At 66.1% G+C, this 14,228-nt stretch carries 11 protein-coding genes; 8 read left to right on the top strand and 3 right to left on the bottom strand.

The window, feature by feature from the left end; translation table 11 throughout:
* Positions 1-68 precede the first annotated feature (68 nt).
* Positions 69-1,160 carry a glycosyltransferase family 4 protein gene (locus G6P99_RS31455; RefSeq protein WP_371261271.1) on the top strand — a complete coding sequence of 364 codons (1,092 nt, stop codon included), beginning with the start codon at positions 69-71 and terminating at the stop codon, positions 1,158-1,160.
* On the opposite strand, the gene waaF is transcribed toward G6P99_RS31455, so the two are convergent.
* Positions 1,142-2,206, bottom strand: a complete 1,065-nt coding sequence (gene waaF, locus G6P99_RS31450) for a lipopolysaccharide heptosyltransferase II (RefSeq protein ID WP_029085313.1) — start codon at positions 2,204-2,206, stop codon at positions 1,142-1,144. The two genes, G6P99_RS31455 and waaF, sit on opposite strands and share 19 nt — an antisense overlap.
* A 136-nt stretch (positions 2,207-2,342) precedes the next feature.
* On the opposite strand from waaF, the gene rfaD reads away from it, so the two are divergent.
* The 6 genes from rfaD (at position 2,343) to G6P99_RS31420 (ending at position 10,301) form a co-directional block, all read left to right on the top strand.
* The gene (rfaD, locus tag G6P99_RS31445) at positions 2,343-3,323 is read left to right on the top strand and encodes an ADP-glyceromanno-heptose 6-epimerase (protein WP_029085314.1); all 981 of its coding nucleotides are present in this window, start codon (positions 2,343-2,345) and stop codon (positions 3,321-3,323) included.
* 17 nt (positions 3,324-3,340) lie between these two features.
* Positions 3,341-4,813: a D-glycero-beta-D-manno-heptose-7-phosphate kinase gene (gene rfaE1, locus G6P99_RS31440; RefSeq protein WP_029085315.1), complete on the top strand. Its 1,473-nt coding sequence runs from the start codon at positions 3,341-3,343 to the stop codon at positions 4,811-4,813.
* A gap of 8 nt (positions 4,814-4,821) precedes the next feature.
* On the top strand, positions 4,822-6,102 hold the full coding sequence (locus G6P99_RS31435) for an O-antigen ligase family protein (protein ID WP_035978658.1): 1,281 nt from the start codon (positions 4,822-4,824) through the stop codon (positions 6,100-6,102).
* A gap of 84 nt (positions 6,103-6,186) precedes the next feature.
* Complete coding sequence (locus G6P99_RS31430) at positions 6,187-8,100, top strand: nucleoside-diphosphate sugar epimerase/dehydratase (protein WP_029085316.1); 1,914 nt, start codon at positions 6,187-6,189, stop codon at positions 8,098-8,100.
* 48 nt (positions 8,101-8,148) lie between these two features.
* Positions 8,149-9,363 carry a glycosyltransferase family 4 protein gene (locus G6P99_RS31425; protein WP_029085317.1) on the top strand — a complete coding sequence of 405 codons (1,215 nt, stop codon included), beginning with the start codon at positions 8,149-8,151 and terminating at the stop codon, positions 9,361-9,363.
* The gene (locus G6P99_RS31420; RefSeq protein WP_029085318.1) at positions 9,360-10,301 is read left to right on the top strand and encodes an NAD-dependent epimerase/dehydratase family protein; all 942 of its coding nucleotides are present in this window, start codon (positions 9,360-9,362) and stop codon (positions 10,299-10,301) included. Before G6P99_RS31425 ends, G6P99_RS31420 begins: the two co-directional genes overlap by 4 nt.
* Before the next feature lie 87 nt (positions 10,302-10,388).
* Here G6P99_RS31420 and G6P99_RS31415 read toward each other — a convergent pair whose 3' ends face one another.
* The gene (locus G6P99_RS31415) at positions 10,389-11,399 is read right to left on the bottom strand and encodes an MraY family glycosyltransferase (RefSeq protein ID WP_029085319.1); all 1,011 of its coding nucleotides are present in this window, start codon (positions 11,397-11,399) and stop codon (positions 10,389-10,391) included.
* Between the two features lie 31 nt (positions 11,400-11,430).
* Positions 11,431-12,396: a lysylphosphatidylglycerol synthase transmembrane domain-containing protein gene (locus G6P99_RS31410; RefSeq protein ID WP_029085320.1), complete on the bottom strand. Its 966-nt coding sequence runs from the start codon at positions 12,394-12,396 to the stop codon at positions 11,431-11,433.
* A 338-nt stretch (positions 12,397-12,734) separates the two neighbouring features.
* Here G6P99_RS31410 and G6P99_RS31405 point away from each other — a divergent pair, with 338 nt between their 5' ends.
* Positions 12,735-14,147 (top strand): mannose-1-phosphate guanylyltransferase/mannose-6-phosphate isomerase, encoded by a 1,413-nt coding sequence (locus tag G6P99_RS31405; RefSeq protein ID WP_029085321.1) that lies wholly within the window; start codon positions 12,735-12,737, stop codon positions 14,145-14,147.
* Positions 14,148-14,228 lie beyond the last annotated feature (81 nt).

Raw genomic sequence — 14,228 nt, 5'->3', positions numbered from 1 at the left:
ATCTTTGGCCGGCGATGCTAGCGGGAGCGCGGTGAAGAGGGGGTTTCGAGCGGGCCGATCTGGCCACTATGCTTAATGTTGCGTATAGGAACTGGCGCGAAACGGAGACTTGCGTGCCGATCGAGAACACACCTGCGCCCGAGCTCGAGCTCATCGTGCCCAATCTGCACCGGCGCTATTCCGGTGTCACCGCGACCAACCGCATGGTCGCGCCGAAGCTTGCCAAAATGTTTCGCGCGGCATGGCTCGGCTCGCATCGGCCCGACGGCATCGACGCTATGGGATTTGCCGATCTGATGCGGTTGTGGCGGCGCGCGTCGCCATTGATCTGGCATGCGCGGCGCAATGACGAGATGATCGCGGGACTCGTGCTGCGTGCGCTCGGCTGGCCGCTCAAACTGCTGTTCACGTCGGCCGCGCAACGTCATCACACCTGGCTGACGCGCTGGCTGATCCGCAACATGGATGCGATCATCGCGACCAGTCCGCTATCGGCGTCGTATCTGAAGCGCGAGGCCACCGTGGTGATGCATGGCGTCGATACCATCAGCTACGCTCCGCCGGCCGATCGTGCGGCGGCCTTCGCCGAGAGCGGATTGCCGGGGCGCTATGCGATCGGCTGTTTCGGGCGGGTGCGCGCGCAGAAGGGCAGCGACGTGTTCGTCGAGGCGATGTGCAGGCTGCTGCCGCGCTATCCCGATTTCACCGCCGTCATCGTCGGCGCCGTGGTGCCGGAGCAGCAGATCTTTGCCAGCGAGCTGAAGCGGCGCATCGGGGCGGCCGGCCTGCAATCGCGCATCATCATCACAGGTGAACTGCCGATCGAGGATGTCGTGCGCTGGTACCAGCGGCTGACGATCTACGCCTTCACCTCGCGCAACGAAGGCTTTGGTTTGACCCTGATCGAGGCGATGTCGGCAGGCGCGGCGCTGGTCGCGGCGCGGGCGGGCGCTGCCGAGTTCGTCGTCGAGAATGGCACGACCGGCGTGCTGACGCCGACCGGCGACGCCGACGCGCTGGTGGCCGCGCTCGAGCCGCTGATGCGCGATCCGGCGTCGGCAGCGGCGATGGGGGCGCGGGCCCGCCAACGAGTTGTGGATAAGTTCAGCCTCGATGCGGAAGCGCGCGCAATTGCGGCGGTCTATCGCACGTTGATCTGAGCCAGCACGCGTTGCGCGATATCGACGACCTCTTCGGCTGCGATGTCGCGCATGCAGCGATGGTCGTTCATGGTGCAGACCGTGCGCTGACACGGCTGGCACGCGAGCTTGCTCCTGGTCTGCCGCACCGTTGCGGCGAGGGGATTGAGCGGGGCCCAGAGATAGGGGTCGGTAGGGCCGAAGATGCCCATGGTCGGCGTGCCGATTGCGGCCGCGATGTGCATCAGCCCGGAGTCGTTGGCGATGGCGACATTGGCCGCGGCCATCGCCAGCACACCGTTGCGCAAATCGGTGCCGGTGAGATCGCGGACCCGTGCGCCGGCGGCGGCGGCGATCTCCTGCGCCAGCGCCTTCTCGCCGGGGCCGCCGACCACCCAGACGTCGAAGCCACGCTCGGCGAACAGGCGCGCGGCTTCCGGATAATAGGTCCAGCGCTTGGACGCACCGACCGAGCCGGGCCCGAGTGCCACGGCGGGGCCAGTGCCGAGGCCGTTGGCCTGCCGCCAGCGCCCGATCTCGTCGGCGGGAACCCGGAGCTGCGGCACCGGCCATTCGCCCGGGCGGGGGGCGCCGTCGGGCAGCGCCAGCACGGCGTTCTTGTCGATGAAGCGCGGCAGCTTCCTTTCGCCCCAGCGCATGGCATTGATCAGGCCGAATCGCGCCTCGCCAAAGAAGCCGACCCGCTCCGGGATCCCGGCCAGCGCCGGCGCGATGGCCGACTTCCAGGTGCGCGGCATCACCAGCGCGGTGGCGTAGTTCCGGGAGCGAAGCTCGGCAGCGAGTTCCCGCTGCTTGCCCAAGGCCAGCCGGCTGCGCGGCAGGTCGTAGACGAGCCCGGCGCGGACACCCGGCATATAATTGACCAAAGGCGCGCACAGGCTTGACGTCAGCAGATCGACCGGCCGATTGGGCCAGCGCTTGCGGAGAACCCGGACCACGGTGTGGCCGCGCACGAAATCCCCAATCCAAACATAGGGTACGATCAGGATAGGTCTGCTATCCTCCGTATCCTGTGTTTCGATATCAGATATTGAATCAATATTCATTTCTAAAGGGGCCAGGACCGGGGTCGGACGCGGCCAAGTCGGTAACTGGTTCGCGATTAGAGGTAAAGCCGTCGTTGCCTGTGGCGCCGGAGTGGGGCAAAGCTGGCGGCCCAAAGGAATCTGGCGGGATTTCATCATGTTTCTGGTAACCGGGGGTGCTGGTTTTATCGGGTCGAACGTCGTGGCCGCGTTGAACGACGCCGGGCGCAGCGACGTCGCGGTCTGCGATATCCTCGGGCACGACGGCAAGTGGCGGAACCTGGCCAAGCGTCAGCTTGCCGACGTCGTTCCCCCGGCCGAACTCGGCGACTGGCTGAAGGGACGGCAGCTGGACGCTGTCATCCATCTCGGCGCCATCTCGGAGACCACGGCGACCGACGGCGATCTGGTGATCGAGACCAATTTCCGGCTCTCGATGCGGCTACTCGACTGGTGCACCGCCAATGCCACGCCGTTCATCTATGCCTCCTCGGCCGCGACCTATGGCGACGGCGAACGGGGGTTCGACGACGACGGGTCGGTCGAGGCGCTGAAGCGGCTGCGGCCGATGAACCTGTACGGCTGGAGCAAGCAGCTGTTCGACCTTGCGGTCGCCGAGCGCGTGGCGAAGGGCGAACGGCTGCCGCCGCAATGGGCCGGGCTGAAATTCTTCAACGTGTTCGGCCCGAACGAATATCACAAGGGCGCGATGATGAGCGTGCTGGCGCGTCGCTTCGACGACATCAGGGCAGGCCGCGTCGTGCAGCTGTTCAAGTCGCATCGCGAGGGCATCGCCGATGGCGATCAACGCCGCGACTTCATCTATGTCGACGACGTCGTGCGGGTGATGATGTGGCTGATCGCGACGCCGCGGGTCTCCGGGCTGTTCAATGTCGGCACCGGCAAGGCGCGCAGCTTCAAGGACCTGATCGTCTCGGCCTATGGCGCGCTCGCCCTGCCGCCGAACATCCAGTATGTCGATATGCCGGAGCAGATCCGCGGCAGTTACCAGTACTTCACCCAGAGCGTTGTCGATCGTCTCGGGCGCGCCGGATACAATGGCGGCTTTACTCGGTTGGAAGACGCGGTCGGGGCCTATGTGAAGGGCTTTCTCGACCGCCCAGATCGCTATCGCTAAGCGGATCAGTGTGACAGATGTTCGATTTTGAAGCGATCTCGCGTGCGATGTCCGGTCAGACCGTGCTCTGCGTCGGCGACCTCATGCTCGACGAGTTCGTGTACGGCGAAGTGTCGCGAATCTCGCCGGAGGCGCCGGCGCCGGTGATCGCGGTCAGGCGCAGCGAGACCAATATCGGCGGCGCCGGCAACGTCGCGCGCAATATCGCCGCGCTCGGCGGGCGCTGCATCTTTGTCGGCCTGATCGGCGAGGATGCCGCCGGCACCGCGTTGAGCGAGGCGCTGGCGAAGGAGGCCGGCATCGAGACCGTGCTGGTGCGCGACGCCGCACGGCCGACCACGCGCAAGGTACGCTTTGTTTCCGAACAATTCTCGACCCACATGCTGCGCTCCGATTGGGAGCTCGCCGCGCCGGCGGCGCCCGCCATCGAGCAGCAGCTGATCGATGCGATCCTGCCGCATCTTGCGCGTGCCGACATCGTGCTGCTGTCCGACTACGCCAAAGGCGTGCTCACCGCGCGCGTGATCCGCAACGTGATCGACGCCGCGCGCCAGGCGAAAAAGCGCGTCATCGTCGATCCCAAGAGCGCCAATCTCGCGATCTATCGCGGCGCCACCGTGCTGACGCCGAACCGGAAGGAATTTGCCGAGGCGACCCGCAGCCGCGCCGACAGCCAGGACAGCATCGCCCAGGCCGCGCCCGATGCGATGTATCTCGCGGATTGCGAGGCGATGCTGGTGACGCAGGGCGAGCGCGGCATGACGCTGGTGACGCGGGACGGCGGCTCGATCCATGTGCCGGCGCTGCCGGTCAAGGTGCGCGATGTCTCCGGGGCCGGCGATACCGTTGCGGCGGCGCTGGCGCTGGCGCTGGCGGGTGGTGCCGACTGGGACGGCGCGCTGCGGATCGCCAGTGCCGCGGCGGCGGTCGCGGTCGGCAAGACCGGGACCGCGATCGTCAGGTCCGCCGAATTGCGGCGACGGATCCTGCCGCACGCCTCGCTCGCGGCCGAGGACAAGATCGTGCCGGCCGGCGGCGATATCGATGCGCATCTCGAGGAATGGCGCAAACAGGATCTGCGCATCGGCTTCACCAACGGCTGTTTCGACATCCTGCATCCCGGCCACGTCAAGGTGCTGACCGCCGCGCGCAGCACCTGCGACCGCTTGGTCGTAGGGCTGAACAGCGACGCCTCGGTGCGGCGGCTGAAAGGCGAGGGGCGTCCTGTGCAGAACGAGCGCGCCCGCGCCGAGGTGCTGGCGGCGCTGGAAGCCGTCGACCTTGTCGCGATCTTCGAGGAGGACACGCCCATCAATCTGATCACGAAGGTGCGGCCGACCGTGCTGGTCAAGGGTGGCGACTACACCCGCGAGCAGGTGGTCGGCCACGAGATCGTCGAAGCCGCCGGCGGCGAGGTTGTGCTGGTCGAAATCCTGCCCGGCCACAGCACCACGTCGCTGGTTGCCCGGGCCCGTGAGGGCAAGGCGTGAGCGCGAGCGTGGCATCTCAGGCAGGCGCCGCGGCGTGCCCAGCCTGGCGCGATCCGGCGCGCTGGCACACCACGACCGATGTGGTCGCGGTGCTGATCGCGCTGTCGCTGCCGTGGTCGACCTCGCTGGTCGGCATCTTCGGCGTGGTGCTGCTGATCGCGATTGTGCCGACGGTCGACCTGAGGGCGTTCTGGACGCTGCTGAAGCGGCCGATCTGCGTGGCGCCGATCGCGCTGTTCTGCCTCGCGCTGGTCGGCACGCTCTGGTCGGACGCCGCATGGGGCGCGCGATTCTACGCGGTCGGGCCGACGGCCAAGCTGCTGGTGCTTCCGGTGCTGCTCTATCATTTCCAGCGCTCGACGCGCGGGAGCTGGGTGTTCGTGGCCTTCGTCGTGTCCTGCACGCTGTTGATGGTGATGTCCTGGCTGGTGTTCGCCTATCCCGGCCTCGCATTGAGGGCGCCTGGTCCTGGGGAGCAGGGAGTCTTCGTCAAGAACTACATCAACCAGAGCCAGGAATTCACGCTGTGCGCGGTCGGGCTCTCCTATCCGGTCGTCATGCTGTTGCGGGAAAAACGGGTCCTGCCGGCCGTGCTGCTGATCGCGATTGCGCTCAGCCTGTTCGCCAACATGGCGCTGGTGGTGGTGTCGCGGACCGCGATGGTGACGGTTCCGATCATGTTCGCCGTGTTTGCGCTGCTCCATCTGCGCTGGCGCAGCATCATCCTGATCGCTTGCGCGACCGTCGCGTTGTCCGTGGTGGCGTGGTATGCGTCGCCGCAATTGCGCTGGACGGCCGAGTCATTCCAGCGTGACTACAAGCTCTACATGGAGCGCAACGAGCCGACGTCGATGGGTTTGCGGCTGGAATTCTGGCGCAAGTCGCTCGGGTTCTTTGCCGAGGCCCCGCTCGTCGGCCACGGCACCGGCTCGACGCGCGGCCTGTTCGAGCGTGTCGCGGTCGGCGGTGAGACCCAGGCTAGCGGCGGGGTGATCGGCAATCCTCACAATCAAACGTTGAACGTCGCCGTGCAGTGGGGCATTCTGGGCGTCGGCATACTTTACGCCATGTGGCTGTTGCATCTCTTGCTGTTTCGCGGCGACGGTCTCGCCAATTGGATCGGACTCCTCGTTGTGGTGCAGAATATTTTTACTTCGTTGTTTAATTCACACATCTTCGACTTTCACGAAGGCTGGATGTATGTGCTGGGCGTCGGGGTTGCCGGCGGCATGGCGTTGAAGGGGCGATTGGGGACTGATATGGAACCCGAACCTCCCGTCGGTCCATGATCGCTGGCAAGGGCTGTGCAGATACGCTATCAGCCTGCCAATGTCCCATCGCGAACTCCCAGCTGCCGGCAACCCGTCTGTTAGATGACGCGTCTTTCACAATTCACCCTGCGCAACTTCCTGATTATGGCGCATGACGCGCTGGCGACGACGTTTGCGTTGCTGGCGAGCTTTTATCTGCGTTTCGAGGGCAGCCTCCTTACCGACCGGCTGCCGCACCTGCTGCGCATTCTGCCCTGGTTCGTGCTTTTCAGCGTTGCGGTCAGCTATTTCTCCAACCTGACCACGGCGAAATGGCGCTTCACCTCGCTGCCCGACGCGGTGAATATCCTGCGGGTCGCGGCGGTGCTGACGCTGGCACTGGTCGTGCTGGACTATGTCTACTTCTTCACGGGATCGAGTTCGCAGAGTCCGGTGTTCCTCGGCCGCGTCACCATCATCCTGTTCTTCTTCCTGGAAGTGTTCGCGCTGAGCGCGTTGCGCATCGGCTATCGTTATTTCCGCTATTCGCGCACGCGCCTGCATGCCCGGTCCGACAACGCCGCGTCTGCGCTGCTGGTCGGACGCACCGCCGACGCGGAAGTCGTGCTGCGCGGCATCGAGAACGGCGCCATCAAGCGGCTCTGGCCGGTCGGCGTGCTCTCGCCGTCGAACGCGGATCGCGGCCAGATGATCCGCAACATTCCAGTAGTCGGCGGCGTCGATGACATCGAGGCCGTGATTCGCGACTTCGAGACCCGCCAGCGGCCGATCAAGCGCGTGGTCATGATGCCCTCGGCGTTCGAGCCGGAGGCGCATCCGGAGAGCGTGCTGATGCGCGCCAAGCGGCTCGGACTGATGGTCAGCCGCCTGCCGTCGCTGGAAGGCGGCGATGCGCCGCGGCTCACCAATGTCGCGGTCGAGGACCTGCTGCTGCGGCCGAGCCAGAAGATCGACTACGCGCGGCTCGAGGCGCTGGTGCGGGGCAAGTCGGTGATCGTGACCGGCGGCGGCGGCTCGATCGGCGCGGAAATCTGCGACCGGGTCGCGACCTTCGGCGCGGCGCGCCTCTTGGTCGTGGAGAACTCCGAGCCGGCGCTCTATGCGGTCACCGAGGCACTGTCCGCGCGCGACACCGGCGCCGCGATCGAGGGCCGGATCGCCGATATCAGGGATCGCGAGCGCATCACGCGCCTGATGAGCGAGTTCAAGCCCGACATCGTGTTCCATGCCGCGGCGCTCAAGCATGTGCCGATCCTGGAGCGCGACTGGAGCGAGGGGGTCAAGACCAACATCTTCGGCTCGGTCAACGTGGCCGACGCCGCGCGCGCGGCGGGCGCCAGCGCGATGGTGATGATCTCGACCGACAAGGCGATCGAGCCGGTGTCGATGCTGGGCCTGACCAAGCGTTTTGCCGAGATGTATTGTCAGGCGCTGGACCATGACCTGATGACCGAGGCCAAGGGCAAGTCGCACATGCGGTTGATCTCGGTGCGGTTCGGCAACGTGCTGGCGTCCAACGGGTCGGTGGTGCCGAAGTTCAAGGCGCAGATCGAGGCCGGCGGACCGATCACGGTCACCCATCCGGACATGGTTCGCTACTTCATGACGATCCGCGAGGCCTGCGATCTCGTGATCACTGCGGCCACGCACGCGGTGACGCCGGCGCGGCCTGACGTCTCGGTCTATGTGCTGAACATGGGACAGCCGGTGAAGATCGTCGATCTCGCCGAGCGGATGATCCGGCTGTCGGGCCTGCAGCCCGGCGTCGATGTCGAGATCGTGTTCAGCGGCATCCGTCCCGGCGAGCGGCTGAACGAGATCCTGTTCGCAAGCCAGGAGCCGACGCTCGAGATCGGCGTCGCCGGCGTGATGGCGGCGAAGCCGAACCAGCCCCCGATGGCGACGCTGCGCAAGTGGCTCGCGGCGCTGGAGGATGCGATCGCGAGAGATGACCGCGTCACCATCCACGCCGTGCTTCAGGATGCCGTGCCCGAGTTCGGATCGAATGCCGCCTGACCGCGCCGTCCTGCGCACGATGAGGCAAGACCGTTTCGAAAGCCATTGATGCCCAGTTCTCGAAAAGTCGTCGTCGTCAGCCAGCACTATCCGCCGGACCACAGCACGACCGCCGCGATCATGGCCGCGATCGCCGAGCGGATCGCGCAGGAGGCCGAGGTGATGGTCGTCTCCGGCATGCCGGGCTCGGCGCAGGCGTCCGCGCCCGGGCGGCCCGTCGTCGTCGAGATCAGGAACTGGCTGCCGGGCAAGGCCGCGCTGATCAAGCGCGCATTGGCCGAGGCGCTGTTCACCGGCCGGATCTTCTTTGCGCTGCTGTCGCGGCTGCAGCGCGGCGACGTGGCGCTGACCGTGACCGCACCCTTCGCGCTGCCCTATGCAGTTGCCGCCGCGGCAAGGTTGAAGGGGGCGCGGTCGGCGCTGATCCTGCACGACCTGTTTCCCGACGTGCTGGTGATGGCCGGGCTGCTGCGGCCGACCTCGCTGGTGGCACGGGCGATGCGCGCGATCAACGCGCTGATGTTCCGTGCCTTGAACGCGGTCATCGTGATCGGCCGCGACGCCGAAAAACTGTTGCTGCGGTATGGCGGCATGACACCTGAGAAGATCAGGTTCATTCCGAACTGGGCCACGCTCACCCCGGGCAACCGTCCCGTCAGTCCCGACAATCCGTTTCGCAAGGCCATCGCCGCCCGCTTCGTCGTCGGCCTGTCCGGCAATCTCGGCTTCACCCACGATCCGGACATCGTGTTCGAGGCCGCGCGGCTGCTGCAGGATGAGACCGACATCCATTTCCTGCTCTCGGGCTGGGGCATGGGCTTCGCGCGTCTGAAGGACCTTCAGGCCGCGTCGCAACTCGCCAACGTCACGCTGGTCGACCGCGTCGCCGACGGCGAGCTGGATGCGCTGCTCTCCAGCGCGGACGTCTGGCTCATTCCCTATCGCAAGAACGTCGCCGGGGTGTCGGTCCCGAGCCGGTTCTACAATTTGCTTGCGGCGGGACGGCCTGTCATCCTCGTCTCCGAGCCCGAGGCGGAGGCGGCGCTCACCGTCAGCGAAAACCGGCTGGGCTGGGTCGTGACCCCCGAGCGGGCCGATCAACTCGCCGATGCCGTCAGGCTGGCGTCGCGATCGCAGGACACCGCGATGGCCGAGCGCGCCGTCGCGACCGCTCGGACTTTCAGCCCCGAGCGGGCGCTGGCGAGCTATGCTGCGCTGGTTCGGGAGCTGCTCTCCAATCGCGATGCGGAGCGGACGGCATGAAGGATGGTCGGCGGACGGTTCTGGTGACGGGCGCGAGCGGCTTCGTCGGTCGCCATGTGGTGCCGGTGCTGGCGCGCAACGGCTGGCTGGTGCGGCGCGCGGTGCGGACCCCGCCGCAGGATGCAAACGACGTGGCGATCGGCTCGCTCAGCCCGGCCACCGATTGGCGCGCCGCGCTCGATGGCGTCGACGCCGTGGTTCATCTTGCGGCCCGCGTTCACCAGCAGTCCGACGAACAGGCGATCGAGCTCTACCGCAACGTCAACATCGAGGGCACGCTGCATCTGGCGCGTTCGGCGGCCGCTGCCGGCGTGCGGGATTTCATTTTCGTCAGCACGATCCTGGTGCATGGGCGCAGCAATTACGGGCGTCCGCCGTATCGCGAGGACGATGTGCTGACGCCGCGCGGTCTCTACGGAAACTCGAAGGCGGCCGCCGAGGTCGGTTTGAAGGAAATCGTGCCGGGCAGCGGCATGCGAGTCACCGTGATCAGGCCGCCGCTGATCTACGGCGCCGGCGCGAAGGGAAATTTCGACCTGCTCAAGCGCGCGGTGATGAATCGCATGCCGCTTCCGCTCGCTTATGTGAAGAATCGCCGCGCGTTCCTGTCGGCGGAAAACCTGGCGTCGTTCATCCTGCATCGGTTGTTGCAACCGGGACATGATTTCGAGGTGTTCCTGGTGGCTGACCGCGAGCAGGTCTCGACGCGGGAGTTCGTCGAGCGCCTTGCCCGCGCGGCGCAAACCTCGCCGCGCCTGTTCTGGCTACCGCAGCCGCTGTTGAAGGTGCTGCTCGGGATCAGCGGCCGCAAGGAAGCCTATGACAGCCTGTTCGCCTCGCTCGAACTCGATCTCTCCAAGGTCGCGAGCACCGGATGGCAGCAGCCGATCAGCCTCGACGAGGGGCTGCGGCGCGCGCTGAGCCGGACCGATATCTGATCCAATCTCCCTGTTTGAGCATGATCTCCGCGCAAACGCTTCGCGTTTGTCGCGAGGGAAAACCGGTCTCCACTTTTCCGGATCATGCTAGAGCGGCCGCGAGAACCGGCGCAGCTGCCAGCCGACGGCGAGCCCGCCGGCCAGCAGCAGGGCGATGTCCGCGCTGAGGGAATTGAGGCCGACCGAGGCGAATGCGAGCAGCGCCAGCACGAGGTTGAGCGCAAAGACCTCGCCGACGACGCGCCATACCGTGAATCCGTTGTCGGTCGCGCGCTGATAGAAGTGCGAGCGATGCGCGGCCCAGAATGGCTCGCGCCGCGCCATGCGGCGGAACAGCGTGACCGTCGCATCCGTCAGATAGTACAGCGGCAGCAGCAGCGCGGCGGCGAATTGCTGGTGCAGGGCAAGCTCGAGCAGGCACCAGCCGAGCAGCAAGCCGATCGGCAGGCTGCCGACATCGCCAAGGAATATCTTTGCGACCGGCCGGTTGAACGGCGCGAAGCCGAGCAGCGCGCCGCACAGCGCCGCCGCGATCAGCGCGGGTGCGGCGCCGACATGGCCAAAACTGCCGAGCAGGGCGACCGCCACCGTGATCGGCACGGCCTCGGCCGCCGTCATCAGGTCGAGCCCGTCCATGAAGTTGACAAGGTTCACGAACCAGAGGCCTGCGATCAGCAGCAGGCCGCGTTCGAGCCAGATCGGGCAGGCCGGAACGAGCCTGAGATCATCAGGCGCCGAGAACACCACGGCCGCAACGGCGGCCGCCTGCAGCAACAGCCGCGGCACGACGGGCAGCGAGCGGATGTCGTCGACAAAACCCACCACCGCGATGAACAGGCAGGCCGCGAACACCGTGAATGGTATAGTCAGGTCCGGCGATCCGGTGAGGGCGATGACGATGCCGCCCGCGAGCAGCGTGGCTGCGGTGACCGCGATGCCGGCGCCCTGCGGGGTCGGAATGCGGTGCGACGAGCGCGCATTCGGTTTCGCGAGCGCCACACGCAGCAGCAGTGGCCGCGTCGCCTGGATCAGGACGGCCGAGACCGCTGCGGCGAGAGCCGCTGCGATCAACGACAGGAGGATTTCGAAAGCGCTCATTCTGGTCCGGTTATTGTGATCCCGGGACTCGCTATTGCGATCCCGGGACTTCGATCGGTGCGGCGCCCTTGGCGGCCTTTTCCGGGCTCAGGATCCATACCAGGCCGCCGAACACTCCGACCACGAACGTCACCGCGCCGAACAACAGCGAGACGTTGACGCCCTCATTGGCGATCAATCCGGCATAGCCGAAGGCCAGCGCCATCGTGGCCTCGCGCACGCCCCAGCCTGCGATCGAGATCGGCATCATCGTGATCAGCATCACCGGTGGCAGCAGCTGGAAGATCTCTCCGAAGGTGACGGGGGCCGCGATCGACTTCACCACACACCAGGCGATCACGACCGTCACCACGTGAATGGCAATTGAGAGGGTTGCCACCTTCAATCCATGCGCACGGCTGAACAGCACCCGGTTCGCGATCACAGCGCAGGCATGGATGTGATGCGTCGCCCACCACCGCGCCAGCCAGGGCCACGGCAACACGCCGATCAACAGGAAGCCAAATCCGGCAGCCAGTCCGGCGAGGTCCAGCAGCAGCAACGCCGTCCAGCCGTGGGGATCGGAAATCAGCCGATAGCTCCAGGGCAGGGTCGCGGCGATCACGACGGCAAGCGCGATCAATCCGACCGCGCGATCGACGAAGATCGAATAGGTGGCGGCGCGCCAGCCTGCGCCGGCGCGCGCGACGAGCCAAAGCCGCACCGCGTCGCCGCCGATCGAGGACGGCAGTGTCTGGTTGAAGAAGGTGCCGATCACGTTGAAGCGCATCGCCTGGGACGTCTCCAGCGGCGCGCCGCACTCCACGCCGATCTCCCGCCAGCGCAGCACGCCGAGAAAGATCTGCAGGAACGTGACCGCGATCGCGAGGCCGAGCCAGCTCAGGCTCTCGACCTGGATGCGCGAGGCGAGGTCATACAGATTGACCTTGCGCAGCGAGAAATAGAGCAGCGCAGCCGAGATCAGGATCTTGACGGTCGAAAGCAGGATTCGGCGCATTTCCGTTCGCGCTGCCAGGTTTTCAGAATGTTTCAAAAACTGCGCAAAACGCTTTCGCGCGCCCAAATTCGTCGCCTTGGTATGGTTTTCGCACCGATCTGGCAATACCCGTACTGACCCCTATTGCGGCCCGCTCGACGGGGCGGCTAAAGAGGCCCGAAGCGGGAAGGACGGCACTCCGCCGGGGTTTACCATTACAGGTAAAATCCGACCAGACGTGCGGGGGCGCACGCTATGCTCCTCGGATCGTGCTTTCGAGGTAACACGGCTGTCCGCTGCGGCCGCCCGGGCGCAATGTTAGTGTGTCGTCCACGGACACGACAGGACTTGAGGCATCGATGGATCGACGAATTATTCCCCTGATCATGTGCGGTGGCGCGGGCACCCGGCTGTGGCCGGCGTCGCGCGAGGTGCATCCGAAGCAGTTCCTGTCGCTGTTTGGGGCCCGTTCGACCTTCCAGGAGACGCTGCTGCGGGTCTCGGACGCCAGCGTGTTCGAGCGGCCGATCGTGATCACCAACGAGGCCTATCGCTTCATGGTGCTGGAGCAACTGGCCGAGGTCGGCCGCGAGGCCGATGTGCTGCTGGAGCCGATGCGCCGGGACTCAGGCCCAGCCATTGCGGCCGGTGCGGTGTTCGCGCAGAGCCGTGACGGCGAGGCGATCGTGCTGGCGCTCGCCGCCGACCATCTGGTGCGGGATACTCAGGCCTTTGTCGCCGCGTGCCGCGGCGGACTGGTTGCCGCGGAAGCCGGCCGCATCGTGACGTTCGGCGTCAAGCCGGAACGGCCCGCCACCGAATACGGCTACATCAGCCCGGGCGAGGTGGTCGCCGGCGAGGTGCGCGCGGTGGCGAAATTCGTCGAGAAGCCGGATGCCGCGACTGCGGCGGACTATATCGATGCGGGCTATCTCTGGAACAGCGGCAACTTCATGTTCCGCGCCGGCGTGCTGCTCGACGAGTATCGCAATGTCGATGCCGACAGCGTTGCCTCGGTGGAGCTGTCGGTTGCATCGGCGGCGCGCGATCTCGGCTTCGTCAAGCTTGATGCGCAGGCCTTCGGTGCGGCAAAGGCGATCTCGATCGACTATGCCGTGATGGAGAAGACATCGCATGCTGCGGTGGTGCCGGTGGCGTGCGGCTGGTCCGACATCGGCTCGTGGCGCCAGGTCTGGGAGCTGTCCGACAAGGACAGCCTGGGCAATGCCGCGCGCGGCACCGCCGTGTTCGAGGACTCCCGCAACTGCAACGTCACGACCGACCGGGCGCTGGTCGCGCTCGAAGGCGTCGACGATCTTGTCGTGGTCGCGACCCAGGACGCCGTGCTGGTGTCGCGCCAGAAGGACGCCAACGGGCTGAAGCGGCTGGTCGCAAAGCTGAAGGTCGCGGCGCCCGAGGTGACCGAGAACCACATCAAGGTGCATCGTCCCTGGGGCTCCTATCAGTCGGTCGACAATGGCGACCGCCACCAGGTCAAGCGCATCATCGTCCGGCCGGGCGGGCGGCTCTCCCTGCAAAAGCACCATCACCGCTCCGAGCACTGGATCGTGGTGCGCGGCACCGCGCAGGTCACCGTCAACGAGCTAATCAAGACGGTGCATGAGAACGAATCGATCTACATCCCGATCGGCGCGGTGCATCGGCTGGAGAACCCCGGCAAGATTCAGCTCGAGCTGATCGAGGTGCAGACCGGCAGCTATCTCGGCGAGGACGACATCATCCGCATCGAGGACGACTATCAGCGCACCTGAGGCGAGCCGGTTCCCGTGCCGTCCATGAGTCGCGGGACGATGTAACTCTTTGAATCAAAACGTGTCCGGATTTCGTTGTTG

This window comes from Bradyrhizobium sp. 6(2017) (assembly GCF_011058295.2).
In the GTDB taxonomy this organism is placed as follows: Bacteria; Pseudomonadota; Alphaproteobacteria; order Rhizobiales; family Xanthobacteraceae; genus Bradyrhizobium; species Bradyrhizobium septentrionale.
This window is presented reverse-complemented; position numbering and strand designations above follow the sequence as displayed.